The organism is Streptococcus sp. 2022WUSS037 (genome assembly GCF_044427225.1).
In the GTDB taxonomy this organism is placed as follows: Bacteria; Bacillota; Bacilli; order Lactobacillales; family Streptococcaceae; genus Streptococcus.
Window position 1 is genome coordinate 1 of record NZ_JAOTGJ010000035.1, and the last position, 16,993, is coordinate 16,993.

Consider the following 16,993-nt stretch of genomic DNA (forward strand, 5'->3'; position numbering starts at 1 on the left):
AACGGTACAAGGTATCGGTTCCAATACCAAATAGGTCACAGGTTTCCTTTTTTGTGTGTCCTGATTGGACATAGGCAATAACGCGTTTTCTAAAATCAATTCCGTAAGTCATAAGTCTATTTTATCACACATTAAATAAAAACTAAACAACTATATCTGATATAGGAATATGGTTTTAGATTTATTCATCTTAACTTTCTGCATAGAATTTGCTATAATCTAGGTAGAATTTATGTCAAGGAGGCTGCTGATGAAGACGAAAGAAATCATGGGAATTTTGGAAGAGATGAAATTGGGGATTTTTGCGACAGTAGATGAAGCAGGAAATCCCCACGCTCGACCTATTCATATTACTGCTGCGAATGAAGATGGTATCTTCTTTATGACTGGTTCTGAGACTCATTTTTATAGACAGTTAATAGAAGATGGTCGCGTGGCATTGTCGGCCTTGTCTGAAGAAGAGTATCTCATCCAGGTTATTCGGATTGAGGGAAAGGCAAGACTGGCAAGCCAAGAACTGCTGGACAAGGTGTTTTCGGATAATGACTATATTCAACATGTCTATAAAGATGAAGAAAGTCAAAAGACTATGAGGATTTTTCAAATTTATGAAGGAGATGGGTTTTATCATAGTCTAACTCAAGGACATCGCTACTTATTTTCTATTGGAGGCGACAACGAAGGACAAGCAAGAAGTTTATAGAGAACCGTATCTTTAATAGTCTGTGGCAAATTACTCGGTTATTTTATTCTTTTCATGGTATAGTTTGTTAGTTTCTATATAGTATGTGTTATACTATACTTATGAAAAGTTACGGAATAGATTTTAGAAAACGAGTTATTAATTATGTAGAGGCTGGTCATTCCAAAAAAGAAACGTGTCAGTTATTTGGAATTAGCACTAATACACTGTATCTGTGGGAGAAACAACTCAAAGAACGAGGTCATTTGGAGCGCCAAAAAAGAAAACCAAGCCCTCGCAAATTGCCATTGGATAAGTTAGAAGCCTATGTCAAGGAACATCCAGATGCTTTCTTAAGGGAAATAGCAGAGCATTTTGACTGTAGTATTCCCTCAGTTTGGGCAGCCTTAAAAAAACTGAACATCACTTTAAAAAAAGACGACAACTTATAAAGAACAAGATAGCGACAAAGTTAGACGCTACTTAGATGTTCTAAGGTGTTTTCCTAATACCCCAATTGTCTATATTGATGAGACTGGCATTGACACTTATCTTTATCGTCACAAAGCAAGAGCTGTACGCGGTCAAAAAGTCTATGACAAGGTTAGTGGACGTCGTTTTGAAAGGCTTTCTGTTGTCGCAGGACAAATTGGTTCCCAAATTGTAGCACCCTTGTTGTATCACGGAACAATGACAGCAGATCTTTTTATGACATGGTATCAAAAGGAATTATTACCGTGCTTATCAGAGCCACATCTGATTGTTATGGATAATGCCACCTTTCATCCTAATAAGCACCTTGATGAGTGTTCTATAGCTAGCGGGCATTACTTTCTTCCCTTACCACCTTATTCTCCTGAACTCAATCCCATCGAACAGTTTTGGGCTACTCTAAAAAGAAAGGTGACTGAATTGTTAAGAACAGGTCGTTTTGTTCAGTCTGCTTTGGAATACTATCTTAAAACTAAATAACTATAAAAAGAGGTTTCAGCCAAACTTTTTTTGAATATTCAGAATTTGCAAATTTTTCTTGATAATTGATAAAAAATATGAGAAAATGATACAAATTAGAAAGATGAGAAAGCTAATGAGAGAAGATATTCAGATTAATGAACGAGCGTTAACTGTATCAGAACAGTTGATAGAGGTTTTGGAATCCATTTACGATCCTGAAATTGAACTAGACATCTACAATTTGGGTTTGATTTATGAGATTCATTTAGATGAAGCTGGTTTTTGCAAGGTTGTCATGACCTTTACAGATGCAGGTTGTTCCTGTGCAGATACCATGCCAGGAGAATTAGTTGCAGCCTTGAAAACGATTGATGGTATAAACGATGCACAGGTAGAGATTGTCTGGTCTCCTGCTTGGAAGATGACCCGCATCAGCCGTCTTGGACGTATTACGCTTGGTATCAGTCCGAAATAAAAAGAAACTGAGTTGCAAGAGTTTGCAACTCAGTTTTTATATGTGTCGTTGTATTGTCTGTCTAATTCTTCCAGAGTTTCATAAACAGGCTTAGGAATCATGACAACCTGAGGAGATAAATCTACCATGCCATAGCTCGGGTCGGTGCATTCTTCCCAGTATTCTAAATGTTTTTTGTCGATATAGGATTCTGAATCTTCGACTTCAATCCCTCCTTCGGCTTGGACAGAGTACCAGTAGAGGTATTCGCGACCGTCCAGCACTTCACGGAAGATGGTTTCGACATACATTTTCTCGCCTTCTAGGGTGAGCAGGGTATCTTCCAAATGGTCATTAAGGAAGGTCATCCATTCATCAACTTGAGCTGATTTCCCTTCTTTGACTCGAAAGCGGGATAGTTCGACGTTTAGTTTCATTTTTCTCCTTTTGGAAAACCCTGCCGCGAGGACAGGGTCGTTGAGTTCCTTATTTTTTCCCTGTACGTTCTGGTCTCCAGAAGTCGGTAACGGCTCCTTTAGAGGCAGATGATACGGTATGGGCATATTTACCGAGAACACCACGAGAGTAGAGTGGTGGGATAACAGTAGTTTTCTTGCGTTCTTCGATTTCTTGGTCAGAAACATGCATGGTGATTTCTTTGGTATCTTGGTCAACCGTCACCAAATCACCTGTACGGAGGTAGGCAATTGGTCCACCATCCTGAGCTTCAGGTGCGATGTGTCCAACAACCAGTCCATAGGTACCACCAGAGAAACGACCGTCTGTTAGAAGGGCAACCTTGTCACCTTGGCCTTTTCCGACAATCATAGAAGAAAGGGATAGCATTTCAGGCATACCAGGACCGCCTTTGGGTCCAACATAGCGGACAACGACTACATCGCCATCTACGATTTCATCGGTCAAGACGGCTTCGATTGCTTCTTCTTCAGAATCAAAGACCTTGGCTGGACCTGTATGGTTGCGGACTTTCACACCAGAAACCTTGGCAACGGCACCTTCAGGAGCAAGGTTACCTTTGAGGATGATGAGTGGGCCATCTGCACGTTTTGGATTTTCAAGTGGCATGATGACATCTTGACCTGGAGTCAAGTCTGCAAAATTCTCTAGGTTTTCAGCAACGGTTTTACCTGTACATGTGATGCGGTCGCCATGAAGGAAGCCGTTTTTGAGCAAGTATTTCATAACAGCAGGGACACCGCCGACATTATAGAGGTCTTGGAAAACATATTTACCAGATGGCTTGAGGTCAGCTAGGTGAGGTACTCGTTCTTGGAAATCGTTGAAATCTTCCAGTGTTAATTCAACATTAGCAGCATGGGCGATGGCTAGAAGATGGAGCGTAGCGTTGGTTGAGCCCCCCAGAGCCATTGTGACTGTAATAGCATCTTCAAAGGCTTCACGCGTCATAATGTCAGATGGTTTGATGCCAAGTTCTAGCATGCGTACAACAGCACGACCAGCTTCTTCGATATCAGCCTTCTTCTCAGGAGATTCAGCAGGGTGAGAAGAAGAGCCAGGAATGGACATACCCATTACCTCAATGGCAGTAGCCATGGTATTGGCAGTGTACATACCACCACAACCACCAGGACCAGGACAGGCATTACACTCAATCTGACGAACTTCTTCAGCAGTTAAGTCGCCATTGTTCCATTTTCCGATTCCTTCGAAGACAGAAACCAAGTCAATATCTTTACCATTGAGGTTTCCTGGTGCGATGGTTCCACCGTAGGCAAATACGGCAGGAATGTCCATATTGGCGATAGCAATCATAGAACCAGGCATATTTTTATCACAGCCGCCGATTGCGACAAAGGCATCCACGTTGTGCCCTCCCATAGCTGCCTCAATAGAGTCGGCTATGATGTCACGGGAAGTCAAGGAGAAGCGCATACCAGGTGTTCCCATGGCGATTCCGTCTGCAACGGTGATGGTACCGTATTGAACAGGCCAGGCACCTGCATCTTTAACTCCTTCTTTGGCTAATTTACCAAAGTCATGAAGGTGGATATTACAAGGTGTATTTTCAGCCCATGTCGAAATAACCCCAACAATAGGCTTTTCAAAGCTATCGTCGGTCATTCCTGTTGCGCGAAGCATGGCACGGTTGGGTGATTTGACCATCGAATCGTAGACAGAGCTACGATGACGGAGGTTTTTAAGTTTGTTTGTATCGGTCATAATTTTCTTCTCCCTATCTTATTTTACCCATTATATCATAGATATGAAAGAAACGATAAAAGATTTGATAAATAATTGGAAATTTCCGAATTTTTCAACAATTCATTCTACAGTAAAAGGCACCTAAGAATTTTAAGTGCCCTTATCATTTATTTGTAGATTAAGTGGTCGTTTTTCGACGATTGTTTGCGGATGGATTGATAAAAAGACCGACTAACGATAGAACTAGGAAGGCTGCGCCGATGTACCAATAAGGTTGATCTAAGGTAGTTGAACGTCCAGATAGGTTGATAATGCCTCGGAGAAGACAACCAGCTGTAATAGTTGCAACGCCAGAATTCCACAAATTATAGGAGAGACGTGAAAGAGTAGGTATAAGTTGCAGCAGACCGAGTAGCACAGCTCCGCCTATTAATGGTACACAGAACATATAATGCATAAAGACAGAGACTTCGCCATAGCTGAGACTTTCATAGATTCGACTGAAAATAAACAGGAAAGCTGTTATTGCCAAGTAGGAGATAAATGTTCTTGAAACTCTTGTAGTTGAATTAGTAACCGATGTAGACAATGTCACTCACCGCCCTTTCTGAGATAGTGTTTCCGTTTGTTGTTGGGTTATTAATAATTTGTCCGTTGAAGTAAAGAGTAGATGATCCACCACCGTCAAGGTTATAGGCTGTTTGCACACCATATTGTTTCATGACTTCAGCCATTTGGTAGAGTGAGAGTCCCTCACTTTCTGATGTACGTCCATCTGCGACGACGATAATGTAGTGGTTTTCATCAATGATACCAATAGCAGAGCGTGGATTTGATGCCATGGCACGACCAACCTCTGTAGATGTATCGACAACGATCTCACCATTTTCAACCAAGGTTGGTCCGAAGGCTAAGAGGTTGACCACACCCTTGTCAATCAATTCTTGGGCAGTAATCTCATTTTCATAAATGATTTCAAATGAGCCGTCTGCGTAGATAGCCAAGTCACCATAGGAAGCATTGTCACGGACTGTGTCACGGTAGAGAACGCCGTTTTTAATAACATAACCAGTTGAGTTGGCTCCGTAGTAGTCACCATTAACCGCTAGAATGGCATTGTTTGCTGCCGCTGTTTCTGAGGTTTTAGCTGTTACGTTTGTACCGTAAGTGTTTTGCGCAAGTGCTGTTTTTAAATACTCTGGCGAGCTAACTTGGATATCCGCTACATAGACAGTTGTATTGTTGGTTGTGATGGTTTCCAAGTTAATTTGGATATTGTCATCCATATAGCTGGTATCTGTTGTAGATACGTTTGTTGCAGTGGTGGCAGCTGTCGATGAAGATGAGGTAGTTGTATCTTGGCTACTTGCTGTGGTATTGCTTGCAGAGACTGTTGAGATGGCCTCTGAGATGACAAAGGTTTTCAACATAGAATAGGTGAACCCACTGGTTAAGAGTATTCCGAAGATTGAGGCATAGGCAAAGGGTTTTTTAAGCAATTTCATGGGAAAATGATTTCCTTTCTTTAAAAATGATATTCTTTTGAACAAACCAAGAAGCTAGGAAAAGGAAGATATCAACTGCAAGTTTGACAATGTAGAGGTTGAGTCCTAGAATTTGGTGGAAGAGATAAAGAAGCGCAGTGTCACAAAGGAAGAGGATAAGGGCTAAAGTAAAGTAGCCGGCTCCAGTACGAGTGACGCTTTCTTTATTTTTAAAGACTAACTTCTTGTTAAGGGCAAAGTTACAGGTAGCACTACAAATGCGAGCAAGGGTATTTGCGACCAATAAGCGTACCGCAGTCGGTAAGCTAGTGAGGAGTAACAAGGCTAGGGCATAGACACCGTAGTCAACTAGAAAGCCACCAAATGATGCTAAGGCAAATTTGAAGAGATTTTTGTAAATGAGCAGTCCATCTTTTATGGGACGAAAATGCGAACTGGCATTATCATCGATATAAATAGTTTGGATTGGAACTTCCGTAATTTTATAGCGTTGACTTGCCTGAGTTAACATGTTCATCTCGTACTCATAGCGGTCGCCTTCAATATCTAACATGAATGGAATTAAGTCAGTATGGAATCCACGCAAGCCTGTTTGCGTATCGGACACATTGACACCAGTTTGCAATCTAAACAATACTCTGGTTAGTTTGTTACCAAATCGGCTACGGAGCGGGATATCCTTAGTAAATTGACGGACGCCAAGGATGAGGCGGCTTGGTAGATTCATGGCGGCGCGTGCGACACGGTCAATATCATTTACAGCGTGTTGACCATCTGCGTCAGCAGTTACGATAACACCTGGTTTTCTCAAATCTTGGATGAAACTAAAGGCTGTTCGCAAGGCTTGGCCTTTTCCTTTGTTGACATCATGGTGTAGAACAATTGCATAGGTTTTGGCGATTTCAAGAATATTTTTGGATGCGCCAGTACTACCATCATCCACAACGATGACCTGACAATTTAGCCTGTTTTTCATTATTTCTAATAGTTGGATTAATTTTTCATCTGGCTGGTAAGCCGGTATCACTACATAATACATATCCTAAACCTCATTTATTTTTCTTGATGGGATTACTATACTGAAGTTTTCTAAAAGCAAGCTGAAACCAAGCTGGGCAAGGAGTTTGGTTAAGTTTACTTCAAGAATTGTTTAGGGTATGTTTAAGATTCCTAAATAAATGTAGGAATTTTCAGAAAATTCCTTGACATTCTATCTCCTTGTGATATTATAGTAGATAACATTTGCAGAGAGGAGGAATATTCGTGCAAGAAATTCAACTAGACCAACCGCGTTCGGGGTCCTATCTCATTTTGGACACCCTGCATCAGCTGGGAGTAGACCTTGTTTTTGGTTATCCTGGTGGGGCAGTTTTGCCTCTATATGATGCTATCTATCAATATGAGGGAATCCAGCATATTTTGGCTCGTCATGAACAAGGAGCAGTCCACGAGGCCGAAGGATACGCTAAATCATCAGGAAAGGTGGGCGTAGCCATTGTAACCTCTGGGCCAGGTGCTACCAATGCCATTACTGGAATTGCGGACGCAATGGGTGATAGTGTTCCTCTTTTAGTTTTTACTGGTCAAGTCGCAACACGTGGTATCGGTAAAGATGCTTTTCAGGAAGCAGATGTCTTGGGGATGACAATGCCGATTACCAAGTACAATTACCAAATTCGGGATACGGCAGATATTCCTAGAGTCATCACAGAAGCTCTCCATATTGCAACAACAGGGAGACCAGGTCCCGTTGTTATTGATGTTCCAAAAGACATCCAAGAAAGAGTTGTTGATTTTTATCATGACCCAACTCTACATTTGCCAAGTTATCAGCCAACGATTGAACCAAATGGTTTGCAGGTTAAGAAAATTTTGAAACAGCTTAGCCAAGCTCAAAAACCAGTTATATTGGCTGGTGGTGGTGTCAATTACGCAGATGCCAATCAAGAGCTGATTGCCTTTGCGGAACGTTACAGAATCCCAGTTGTTTCTACCTTGCTAGGTTTAGGTGCCGTGCCAATTGAGCATGAATTATCTCTTGGAATGGGTGGTATGCACGGTTCATATGCTTCTAATATGGCTATGGATCAGGCTGACTACATTATCAATATTGGAGCGAGATTCGATGACCGCCTAACAGGAAATCCAACAACCTATGCGCCAAATGCGACGGTAGCACACATTGATATTGATCCCGCAGAAATTGGTAAAGTTGTCAAAACGGCTATTCCAGTAGTGGGCGATGCTAAGGCAACCTTGAAAGCTCTGCTTGCCTTAGAAACAGTCGAAACAGGCTATGCTGATTGGACGGCACAAGTATTGGAAAACAAACGTCGGGCGCCATTTTGGTATGATGAAGATGAAAAGGTTATTAAGCCACAGGCGGCAATTGAATTAATTGGTCAGTTGACGCAAGGGGATGCCATTGTCGTGACAGATGTTGGTCAGCATCAAATGTGGGCTGCCCAATTCTACCCCTACAAACATGCACGTCAACTTGTAACATCTGGAGGCATGGGAACCATGGGCTTTGGTATTCCTGCGGCTATCGGTGCCAAATTAGCTAATCCAGATAAAGAAGTAATCATCTTTGTTGGTGATGGCGGCTTCCAAATGACCAACCAAGAATTGGCTATTTTGAATGGCTATGGTGTACCGATTAAGGTCGTATTGATTAATAACCACTCTCTTGGAATGGTTCGTCAATGGCAGGAATCCTTCTATGAAAAGCGTCGTAGCCAATCTGTATTTGACGATGAACCGAATTTCCAATTGTTGGCGGAGGCTTATGGAATTAGTCATTATAGTTTTGACAATCCAGCGACTCTAAGTGAAGACATGAAAGTTATCTTAGAAGATAAACCAATGCTCATAGAGGTTCATATTTCTAATCGTGAACATGTTCAACCGATGGTGCCAGCAGGTAAGAGCAATGCAGAAATGTTGGGGGTGAAGTTCAATGCGTAGAATGTTAACAGCTAAATTGCGAAATTCATCTGGTGTTCTGAATCGTTTTACAGGTGTCCTATCTCGTCGCCAAATCAATATTGAGTCCATCTCCGTCGGCCCAACAGAAGTAGATGGCATCTCACGTGTGACGGTGATTGTAGACGTGGCCAGTCACGATGAGGTCGAACAAATCATCAAACAGCTGAACCGCTTGATTGATGTGGTTCGAGTACGTGACTTAACGGACATACCCCACTTAGAGCGTGAGGTGATTCTTGTCAAAATTTCAGCTCCGCCAACAAAACGAGCAGAAATTTTAGCGATTATCCAACCCTTTAGAGCAAATGTTGTCGATGTGGCACCTCACTCTATTACCATCCAAATGACAGGTGACGGAGATAAGATTGACGCCCTCCTGCGCGTGATTCAGCCTTACGGCATTAAGAATATCGCAAGAACGGGTGCGACTGGTTTCAGTAGAGATTAATGAATCCCTCAGTCAAATATAAAAATAAAATTAGAAAAGAGAAAATTATGGCAGTAGCAATGCAATATGAAAAAGATGTAACAGTAGCAGCACTTGATGGCAAACGTATCGCCGTTATCGGTTATGGTTCACAAGGCCATGCTCATGCTCAAAACTTGCGTGATACAGGACACGATGTCATCATCGGTGTGCGTGCAGGTAAGTCATTTGACAAGGCAAAAGAAGACGGTTTTGAAACCTTTGAAGTAGCAGAAGCAGCAAAACAAGCCGATGTTATCATGATTTTGGCTCCAGACGAAATCCAGGCAGACCTTTACAATGAAGAAATCGCTCCAAACTTGGAAGCTGGCAATGCCCTTGGTTTTGCCCATGGTTTCAACGTTCACTTTGAATTTATCAAGGTGCCAGCAGATGTGGATGTCTTCATGTGTGCACCAAAAGGTCCAGGTCACTTAGTTCGCCGTACCTTTGAAGAAGGCTTCGGTGTGCCAGCCCTTTACGCAGTGTACCAAGATGCAACTGGCAATGCCAAGCATATCGCTATGGACTGGGCAAAAGGTGTTGGCTCAGCCCGCGTAGGTCTTTTGGAAACAACCTTCAAAGAAGAAACGGAAGAAGATTTGTTTGGTGAGCAAGCTGTTCTTTGCGGTGGCTTGACAGCTCTGATGCAGGCAGGTTTTGAAGTCTTGACAGAAGCAGGTTATGCACCAGAATTGGCTTATTTCGAAGTTCTCCACGAGATGAAACTTATCGTTGACCTTGTCTACGAAGGTGGCTTTAAGAAAATGCGCCAATCTATCTCAAACACTGCTGAATTCGGTGACTATGTATCAGGCCCACGTGTCATTACAGACCAAGTCAAAGAAAACATGAAGGCAGTCCTTGCAGATATTCAATCTGGTAAATTTGCAAATGACTTTGTAAATGACTATAAAGCAGGTCGCCCACGTATGGAAGCATACCGTAAAGAAGCAGAAAATCTTGAAATTGAAAAAGTTGGTGCAGAACTCCGCAAAGCAATGCCATTTGTCGGACGCAATGATGACGATTCTTTCAAAATCTACAACTAAAACAGTCTGGTGGAGTGAAAGAGTCTGGGAATAGACTCTTTCAGCTGGTCGCCCAGCAATTCGGGAGCGACCATAAAGCCCTCGCCTAGAAATAAGAGAGCGAGGTCAGTCCGGTGGAGGCAAGCCTACGGATAGGCTATGAGATACTTGCTGCCGCAAGTTTCATCTCCAACCTCTGACAGCTTCAAAGGTTTGGGGAACCTTTGAAGGAAGTAATTGCTCGCCCGAAAACAAGAGAGCGAGGCAGGTCTGGGGATAGGCTATGTGACACTTGCTGCCGCAAGTTTTATTTCCCACTTCCAACAGCTTCAAAGGTTTGGGGAACCTTTGAAGGAAGTAATTGCTCGCCCAGCAATTCGAGAGCGACCATAGAACCCTTTCCTGAAAATACAGGGTGAGATTTAAGAGGCTTTACTAGAATTGACTAGGAATAAAAAAGGAATAAAGGAGCTGGTATGACCAGCTCTTTTGACCATTTTGTTTACAATACAGGCTAAAACTGAGATAATAAATCGTGATTCAAACGATTGCAATATATTATTTTAAATATGCGTATAATTGTTAGGAAAATTTTAAAAATATTGTTAAAATATAGATAGAAAGAAATTAATGGAACTATGATTACAGCAAAAAATGTAGAACAAGCATACTCCGTTCTTAAGCGCGTGGTAGTACGTACCCCCTTGGATTATAGTCGATACTTGTCGGAAAAATATGGTGCAACTATTTATTTAAAAAGAGAAAATGAACAGCGTGTTCGCTCTTTTAAAATTCGAGGAGCCTATTATGCTATTTCACAATTGACAGATGATGAGAAGTCACGCGGAGTGGTCTGTGCTTCGGCCGGAAACCATGCTCAAGGGGTGGCCTACACCTGTCAGGAAATGCAAATTCCTGCTACGATTTTCATGCCCATTACAACTCCGCAACAAAAAATAGGGCAGGTTAAATTTTTCGGAGGAGACTACGTAGAGATTCGGCTCGTAGGAGATACCTTCGATGAGTCAGCCAAGGCGGCACAAGATTATACTCAGGAAAGTGGGAAAACCTTTATAGACCCATTCGATGATGAAAATGTGCAGGCTGGTCAGGGAACAGTAGCCTATGAAATCTTGGAAGAAGCGGAGGAGCAAACCATTAGTTTTGACCAAATTTTAGTTCCCATAGGAGGAGGTGGTCTGGTTGCAGGCGTTTCGGCCTATCTGAAAGAACATGCACCTGAAATTAAGATTGTTGGTGTTGAAGCAAGTGGGGCACGGTCAATGAAAGCGGCTTTTGATAAAGGTCGTCCGGTTAAATTAGACCAAATTGATAAATTTGCTGACGGTATTGCGGTACAGAAAGTTGGTAAGTCGACCTACGAAGTGGCTCGGAAATACGTAGATCGCCTGATTGGTGTGGATGAAGGATGGATTTCTGGGACTATTTTAGACCTCTATTCTAAGCTGGGTATTGTTGCTGAGCCAGCAGGAGCAGCAACGATTGCAGCTCTTGAGGTAGTCAAGGACCAAATCAAGGGGCAAACCATTTGTTGTATCATTTCTGGTGGTAATAACGACATCAACAGGATGCCGGAAATGGAGGAACGCGCGCTTATCTACGAGGGAATTAAACACTACTTTGTTGTTAATTTTCCACAACGTCCAGGGGCTCTTCGTGAATTTGTAAATGAAATTCTAGGGCCAAATGATGATATTACTCGTTTTGAATATATCAAACGTGCCAATAAGGGAACAGGACCGGTTCTAATCGGTATTGCCCTAGGAGATAAAAAAGATTATGCGCAGTTTATTTCTCGCTTGGAAGAATTTGATCCCCAGTACATCAATCTTCATGAAAATGATTCGCTTTATAAAATGCTAGTTTAGGAGGTCATTATGGTGCTTGGTCCAATTGTTTTTATTGGTAGTTTCTTGTTTTTTGTACTGATTGCTTTGATTTTGATTGCTTCAGGGCTATACGTTGTTAAGCAGCAGACGGTCGCTATTATTGAGCGCTTTGGGAAATACCAAAAAACATCTACTTCAGGTATAAACTTTAAAATACCATTTGGAGTCGATGTCATCGCAGCCCGCATTCAATTGCGGATGTTGCAAAGTGAAATTGTGGTAGAAACCAAGACGCAGGATAACGTTTTTGTCACAATGAATGTGGCAACTCAATATCGAGTAAATGAAAATAATGTGACGGATGCCTATTACAAGCTCATGCACCCAGAAGCACAGATTAAGTCCTATATTGAAGATGCCCTGCGTTCATCCGTTCCCAAATTGACCTTGGATGAGCTCTTTGAGAAGAAAGATGAGATTGCCCTTGAAGTCCAAAAACAAGTGGCAGAAGAAATGTCGACCTACGGTTATGTCATCGTCAAGACCTTGATTACCAAGGTGGAGCCAGATGCCGAGGTCAAGCAATCAATGAATGAAATTAACGCAGCTCAGCGGAAACGGGTTGCGGCCCAAGAATTGGCAGAGGCCGATAAGATTAAAATCGTAACTGCTGCCGAAGCAGAAGCTGAAAAAGACCGCCTACATGGTGTGGGGATTGCCCAACAACGTAAGGCAATCGTAGACGGTTTGGCAGATTCGATTAGAGAGTTGAAAGATTCAAATGTCAGCCTGTCTGAAGAGCAAATTATGTCAATCCTGTTGACCAACCAATACTTGGATACATTAAACAATTTTGCACAAGGAGGTAATCAAACCATTTTCCTTCCTGCAAATCCGGAAGGAGTAGAAGATATCAGAACGCAACTATTGTCATCTCTCAAAGTAAAATCATAGTAAAAACCGAACATTTTGCTTGACAAAATAGGTTTATCTGTATTATACTTAATTGCACGAATAAAATAGAAAGGGGTTTCTCATGACTAGTTACGAAAAAGTTGCCGCAGTTGTTGGCTGGGTTCGTGAAAAGAAAATTACTGGTTACCGTATCAGCAAGGAAACGAATGCTCGTGAAATGTCAGTTATCGCTCTTGCACAAGGACGCGCTAAAATTGACAACATTTCATTTGCTACTGCCTTGGGGTTGATTGATTTTTACGATAAAAACCACAAGAAATTTGAAAACTAATCTAAATAATAGTTTTATTTAGAACCTTTACTGAGAAGACCATTTGGTCTTCTTTTTTTGGTACAAAAAAACTTACCAGCTAAAAAGGCTGATAAGTTTGAATTCGAATAAAGGATTGAAAGGTTATCCAAGGAAACGTTGGAGAAATTCGCGAGTCCGTTCTTCCTGGGGATTTTCAAAGATTTGCTGTGGACTGCCTTCTTCGGCAATGACACCCTTATCCATAAAGATGACACGGTCTGAAACATCACGGGCAAATTCCATTTCATGCGTAACGATAATCATAGTCAAGCCAGATTTTGCCAAATCCTGCATGGTTTTAAGCACCTCTCCGACCATTTCAGGGTCAAGAGCAGAGGTTGGCTCGTCAAAGAGAATGACTTCTGGGTCTACGGAAAGTGCACGAGCAATGGCGACCCGTTGTTTTTGTCCGCCAGACAGTTGGCTTGGTTTGGCTTGCCAGTATTGCTCAGTCATACCAACCTTGTTGAGATTTTCCTTGGCGATTTTCTCTGCCTCAGCTCGATCTCGTTTCAGTACCGTAGTTTGTGCTACAATGGCATTTTCCAATACATTTAGATTGTTGAAAAGGTTGAAGGATTGGAATACCATACCTAGTTTTTCACGGTAAGTCGTCAAATCATATCCTTTAGCCAAAACATCTTGTCCGTGGTATAGAATCTGTCCTTCTGTTGGTGTTTCCAAAAGGTTGATAGAACGGAGGAAAGTTGATTTTCCCGAACCAGATGAACCGATGATTGAGATAACCTCGCCCTTTTCAACGCTAATAGAGATGTCTTTGAGGACTTGATTTTGTCCGTATGATTTCTTTAGATTTTTGATTTCAAGAATTACATTTTTAGTCATGTGGCACCTCGACTTGCATTTGGTTTGCACCTGTTGTGTATGTATCTGTATCAAAATGCTTTTCAACTGCGCGTAAGATACGTGTCACAGTAAAGGTTAGGATGAAGTAGATAATAGCAATAACCGTAAAGGTTTGGAAATATTGATAGGTTTGGGTTGCGACAGTATTTCCTGAGAAATAGAGTTCAACAACTGAGATAACGTTCAATACAGAAGTATCTTTGATATTGATGACAAATTCATTACCGGTCGCTGGTAAGATGTTACGAATAACCTGTGGAAGGACAATCTTACGCATGGTCTGATTATGGGTAAATCCGAGAGCAGTAGCAGCTTCAAATTGGCCTTTATCGACGGCAAAGATACCACCGCGGACAATCTCACTCATGTAGGCACCTGTGTTGATGGATACAATGAAGATAGCGGCAAGTGTGCGGTCAAGATTGAGTCCGAATGCTTGGGCGGTACCATAGTAAATAACCATGGATTGTACAATCATCGGTGTACCACGGAAAATTTCGATGTAGATATTGATAATCCAACCGAGCACTTTTTGACCAATAGCAAGTGCCTTGTTTGCTGCTTTTGGAGCTGTACGGAAGACACCGATGAGGAGACCGATAGCAGTACCGATAATTGTACCGAGGATGGAAATGAGCAATGTCATCCCAGTTCCGCGCAGAAGTTGTTGCCAGTTGTTAACAACAATATTCCAAACTTGGGCGAAGAAACTAGGTGTTTCGCCCTCGCTGGCTTCTTCAACAGGCTGGTTTTCAATCATATCATCCATAAGTGCGATTTGCTCTTCTTCTGAAATAGTTGCTAAGACTTCGTTGACCTGAGCGATACGCTCGTCATCTTTGCGCATACCGACAGCAATGGTCACGTCTTCGGCATTGGTTTCAAAACTGTCTGCCAATTCAACCATTTTGAAAGCTTTATTTGCAGCTTCTGCTGTACGACCTTCTGGACGTTCAGAAACATAGGCGTCTATAATGCCAGATTCTAAAGCTTGACGGATTTGGGAGAAATCTCCCATGGCAGTCTGTTTGTTAGCCCCTTCAATTTGGTCAATCAAATCATAGAGGTAAACCCCTTGCTGGGCAGTGATTTTTGCGCCAGCAAAATCTTCCAAGCTGGTTGCATCTGCGTACTGACTATCAGAACGAACAACCAGGGTAGGAATTGAAGTGTAGTAGCTATCTGAGAAGGCGATTTCTTTCTTGCGCTCTTCTGTCGGGCTCATACCGGCGATAATCATATCGATTTTACCAGATGTAAGAGCAGGGACCAAGCCTTCCCACTTGGTTTTAACAACCAAGAGTTCTTTATCCATGGAATCAGCGATTTTTTTTGCAACCTGAACATCATATCCGTTGGCAAATTGATTGGTTCCCTCAATAGGAACGGCACCGTTGCTATCATCTTCTTGGGTCCAGTTAAATGGTGCATAGGCAGCTTCCATACCGACCCGCAGGTATTCGTCTGCCCGAACCCCTGTTGTTACAGAAAAAACAGCGATTAGGGTCAGCAGAAATATACTGAGTTTACGTTTCATAATGTCTCCTTTAAAATGCTATTACACCATTTTATTAAAAATTCTGACAAATTTCAATATCCTTGAACTATCATTGTGTTATTTTTTTATGGTATAATAATTAGAATTGAAAAAAGGAGTTTATTATGATTTTGGAATTGTTGAAGGCTATATTTTTAGGAATCATTGAAGGGGTAACGGAATGGTTGCCAGTTTCTTCAACGGGGCATTTAATTTTGGTTCAAGAGTTCGTGAAATTAAACCAAAGTAAGAACTTCCTAGAAATGTTTAATATTGTCATTCAGCTAGGAGCAATTCTAGCAGTTATGACCATTTACTTTAAAAAATTGAATCCATTTCAGCCTGGAAAAACCAAGCGTGATATTCAATTAACTTGGCAATTATGGGCCAAGGTTGTCATTGCCTGTATTCCGTCCATCCTAATTGCAGTCCCGTTGGATAATTGGTTTGAAGCGCACTTCAATTTTATGGTACCGATTGCGATTGCTTTGATTGTCTACGGTATTGCCTTTATTTGGATTGAGAACCGTAACAGTGGTGTAGAGCCACAGGTGACGGACTTAGCGAAAATGTCTTATAAAACTGCCTTGTTGATTGGGTGTTTCCAGGTCTTAAGCATCGTTCCAGGGACTAGTCGCTCAGGTGCGACCATTCTGGGAGCGATTATTTTGGGGACCAGCCGATCTGTGGCGGCAGATTTTACCTTCTTTCTTGGGATTCCAACCATGTTTGGTTATAGTGGCTTGAAGGCTGTTAAATATTTCTTAGATGGCAATAGCCTGAATATGGAGCAGGTATGGATCTTGCTAGTCGCTAGTGTGACGGCTTACTTGGTATCCTTAGTTGTTATTCGTTTCTTGACAGACTTTGTTAAAAAACATGATTTCAAGGTTTTTGGTTACTACCGCATCATTTTAGGAGCGATTTTATTGGTTTATGCCTTTATCACATTTTTATTTTAAGAGCAGGGAGACCTGCTTTTCTTTTGTCTTTCGAGCTTGGTTTTAGTATAATCCCGTCTTTGACAGTTTTAAACGACAAAAACCTCCCTAACCCTATGCATATCAAGGGTTTAGAGAGGTTTTCTTTTTATATCAAAAATGCGTACTTTTTCTCGATTTTGACGCTTGTAAAATTTTTTTCATCTTTTTTTCGCTAATAATTTGATAATCACTTCTGAAACCAAATGTCTGATGCAATTCATCAGT

The 16,993-nt window shown here is 41.7% G+C and carries 20 protein-coding genes; 12 read left to right on the plus strand and 8 right to left on the minus strand.

Annotation, left to right across the window (positions count from 1 at the left end; genetic code table 11):
• On the minus strand, positions 1–112 hold a 112-nt coding region (locus ODU55_RS09965; RefSeq protein ID WP_172014659.1), incomplete at its 3' end, for an IS630 transposase-related protein.
• A 138-nt stretch (positions 113–250) separates the two neighbouring features.
• Between ODU55_RS09965 and ODU55_RS09970 the strand changes: the two genes are divergently transcribed.
• From ODU55_RS09970 to ODU55_RS09985, 4 genes are all read left to right on the plus strand, one after another.
• Positions 251–703, plus strand: a complete 453-nt coding sequence (locus ODU55_RS09970; RefSeq protein ID WP_029187364.1) for a pyridoxamine 5'-phosphate oxidase family protein — start codon at positions 251–253, stop codon at positions 701–703.
• Between the two features lie 101 nt (positions 704–804).
• Positions 805–1,134: an IS630 transposase-related protein gene (locus ODU55_RS09975; protein WP_398582727.1), complete on the plus strand. Its 330-nt coding sequence runs from the start codon at positions 805–807 to the stop codon at positions 1,132–1,134.
• Between the two features lie 73 nt (positions 1,135–1,207).
• Positions 1,208–1,654, plus strand: coding sequence for a transposase (locus tag ODU55_RS09980; protein WP_398582734.1), 447 nt, complete (start codon positions 1,208–1,210; stop codon positions 1,652–1,654).
• A 115-nt stretch (positions 1,655–1,769) separates the two neighbouring features.
• Positions 1,770–2,111 (plus strand): metal-sulfur cluster assembly factor, encoded by a 342-nt coding sequence (locus tag ODU55_RS09985; protein ID WP_029187367.1) that lies wholly within the window; start codon positions 1,770–1,772, stop codon positions 2,109–2,111.
• Positions 2,112–2,140: 29 nt separating this feature from the next.
• Here the strand turns inward: ODU55_RS09985 and ODU55_RS09990 are convergent, their stop codons facing one another.
• The 5 genes from ODU55_RS09990 to ODU55_RS10010 form a co-directional block, all read right to left on the minus strand.
• Positions 2,141–2,527 (minus strand): DUF6176 family protein, encoded by a 387-nt coding sequence (locus ODU55_RS09990; protein WP_029187368.1) that lies wholly within the window; start codon positions 2,525–2,527, stop codon positions 2,141–2,143.
• Positions 2,528–2,576: 49 nt separating this feature from the next.
• Positions 2,577–4,292: a dihydroxy-acid dehydratase gene (gene ilvD / locus ODU55_RS09995; protein ID WP_029187369.1), complete on the minus strand. Its 1,716-nt coding sequence runs from the start codon at positions 4,290–4,292 to the stop codon at positions 2,577–2,579.
• Positions 4,293–4,452: 160 nt separating this feature from the next.
• On the minus strand, positions 4,453–4,869 hold the full coding sequence (locus tag ODU55_RS10000) for a hypothetical protein (RefSeq protein WP_032504832.1): 417 nt from the start codon (positions 4,867–4,869) through the stop codon (positions 4,453–4,455).
• Positions 4,844–5,779 (minus strand): phosphodiester glycosidase family protein, encoded by a 936-nt coding sequence (locus ODU55_RS10005; protein ID WP_398582728.1) that lies wholly within the window; start codon positions 5,777–5,779, stop codon positions 4,844–4,846. Before ODU55_RS10005 ends, ODU55_RS10000 begins: the two co-directional genes overlap by 26 nt.
• Complete coding sequence (locus ODU55_RS10010; protein ID WP_398582729.1) at positions 5,766–6,818, minus strand: glycosyltransferase; 1,053 nt, start codon at positions 6,816–6,818, stop codon at positions 5,766–5,768. Before ODU55_RS10010 ends, ODU55_RS10005 begins: the two co-directional genes overlap by 14 nt.
• 224 nt (positions 6,819–7,042) lie before the next feature.
• On the opposite strand from ODU55_RS10010, the gene ODU55_RS10015 reads away from it, so the two are divergent.
• The 7 genes from ODU55_RS10015 to ODU55_RS10045 all read left to right on the plus strand — a co-directional run bounded on the left by ODU55_RS10015 (position 7,043) and on the right by ODU55_RS10045 (position 13,360).
• Positions 7,043–8,746, plus strand: a complete 1,704-nt coding sequence (locus tag ODU55_RS10015; protein ID WP_398582730.1) for an acetolactate synthase large subunit — start codon at positions 7,043–7,045, stop codon at positions 8,744–8,746.
• Complete coding sequence (gene ilvN, locus ODU55_RS10020) at positions 8,739–9,215, plus strand: acetolactate synthase small subunit (protein WP_002942256.1); 477 nt, start codon at positions 8,739–8,741, stop codon at positions 9,213–9,215. The genes ODU55_RS10015 and ilvN overlap by 8 nt, the downstream gene beginning before the upstream one ends.
• Entirely contained in the window at positions 9,215–10,285 is a 1,071-nt protein-coding gene (ilvC, locus tag ODU55_RS10025; RefSeq protein WP_398582731.1) for a ketol-acid reductoisomerase, read from the plus strand. Before ilvN ends, ilvC begins: the two co-directional genes overlap by 1 nt.
• Positions 10,286–10,501: 216 nt before the next feature.
• On the plus strand, positions 10,502–10,657 hold the full coding sequence (locus ODU55_RS10030; protein ID WP_398582732.1) for a hypothetical protein: 156 nt from the start codon (positions 10,502–10,504) through the stop codon (positions 10,655–10,657).
• A 245-nt stretch (positions 10,658–10,902) separates the two neighbouring features.
• Positions 10,903–12,153 (plus strand): threonine ammonia-lyase IlvA, encoded by a 1,251-nt coding sequence (ilvA, locus tag ODU55_RS10035; protein ID WP_024379209.1) that lies wholly within the window; start codon positions 10,903–10,905, stop codon positions 12,151–12,153.
• A 9-nt stretch (positions 12,154–12,162) separates the two neighbouring features.
• Positions 12,163–13,068 carry an SPFH domain-containing protein gene (locus ODU55_RS10040; protein ID WP_105140449.1) on the plus strand — a complete coding sequence of 302 codons (906 nt, stop codon included), beginning with the start codon at positions 12,163–12,165 and terminating at the stop codon, positions 13,066–13,068.
• An 82-nt stretch (positions 13,069–13,150) separates the two neighbouring features.
• Positions 13,151–13,360, plus strand: coding sequence for a hypothetical protein (locus ODU55_RS10045; RefSeq protein ID WP_009910800.1), 210 nt, complete (start codon positions 13,151–13,153; stop codon positions 13,358–13,360).
• A 123-nt stretch (positions 13,361–13,483) separates the two neighbouring features.
• On the opposite strand, the gene ODU55_RS10050 is transcribed toward ODU55_RS10045, so the two are convergent.
• Positions 13,484–14,227, minus strand: coding sequence for an amino acid ABC transporter ATP-binding protein (locus tag ODU55_RS10050; RefSeq protein ID WP_105127986.1), 744 nt, complete (start codon positions 14,225–14,227; stop codon positions 13,484–13,486).
• Entirely contained in the window at positions 14,220–15,785 is a 1,566-nt protein-coding gene (locus tag ODU55_RS10055; protein WP_398582733.1) for an ABC transporter substrate-binding protein/permease, read from the minus strand. The genes ODU55_RS10050 and ODU55_RS10055 overlap by 8 nt, the downstream gene beginning before the upstream one ends.
• A 122-nt stretch (positions 15,786–15,907) precedes the next feature.
• On the opposite strand from ODU55_RS10055, the gene ODU55_RS10060 reads away from it, so the two are divergent.
• Positions 15,908–16,747, plus strand: coding sequence for an undecaprenyl-diphosphate phosphatase (locus ODU55_RS10060; RefSeq protein WP_024376586.1), 840 nt, complete (start codon positions 15,908–15,910; stop codon positions 16,745–16,747).
• The last annotated feature ends 246 nt before the right edge of the window (positions 16,748–16,993 follow it).

Excerpts from the sequence above, each read along its gene's own strand:
- ODU55_RS09970 (WP_029187364.1), top strand. The coding sequence starts at position 251 with ATGAAGACGAAAGAAATCATGGGAATTTTGGAAGAGATGAAATTGGGG.
- ODU55_RS09975 (WP_398582727.1), top strand. The coding sequence starts at position 805 with ATGAAAAGTTACGGAATAGATTTTAGAAAACGAGTTATTAATTATGTA.
- ODU55_RS09985 (WP_029187367.1), top strand. The coding sequence starts at position 1,770 with ATGAGAGAAGATATTCAGATTAATGAACGAGCGTTAACTGTATCAGAA.
- ODU55_RS09990 (WP_029187368.1), bottom strand. The coding sequence starts at position 2,527 with ATGAAACTAAACGTCGAACTATCCCGCTTTCGAGTCAAAGAAGGGAAA.
- ilvD (WP_029187369.1), bottom strand. The coding sequence starts at position 4,292 with ATGACCGATACAAACAAACTTAAAAACCTCCGTCATCGTAGCTCTGTC.
- ODU55_RS10005 (WP_398582728.1), bottom strand. The coding sequence starts at position 5,779 with ATGAAATTGCTTAAAAAACCCTTTGCCTATGCCTCAATCTTCGGAATA.
- ODU55_RS10010 (WP_398582729.1), bottom strand. The coding sequence starts at position 6,818 with ATGTATTATGTAGTGATACCGGCTTACCAGCCAGATGAAAAATTAATC.
- ilvN (WP_002942256.1), top strand. The coding sequence starts at position 8,739 with ATGCGTAGAATGTTAACAGCTAAATTGCGAAATTCATCTGGTGTTCTG.
- ilvC (WP_398582731.1), top strand. The coding sequence starts at position 9,215 with ATGAATCCCTCAGTCAAATATAAAAATAAAATTAGAAAAGAGAAAATT.
- ilvA (WP_024379209.1), top strand. The coding sequence starts at position 10,903 with ATGATTACAGCAAAAAATGTAGAACAAGCATACTCCGTTCTTAAGCGC.
- ODU55_RS10040 (WP_105140449.1), top strand. The coding sequence starts at position 12,163 with ATGGTGCTTGGTCCAATTGTTTTTATTGGTAGTTTCTTGTTTTTTGTA.
- ODU55_RS10045 (WP_009910800.1), top strand. The coding sequence starts at position 13,151 with ATGACTAGTTACGAAAAAGTTGCCGCAGTTGTTGGCTGGGTTCGTGAA.
- ODU55_RS10050 (WP_105127986.1), bottom strand. The coding sequence starts at position 14,227 with ATGACTAAAAATGTAATTCTTGAAATCAAAAATCTAAAGAAATCATAC.
- ODU55_RS10055 (WP_398582733.1), bottom strand. The coding sequence starts at position 15,785 with ATGAAACGTAAACTCAGTATATTTCTGCTGACCCTAATCGCTGTTTTT.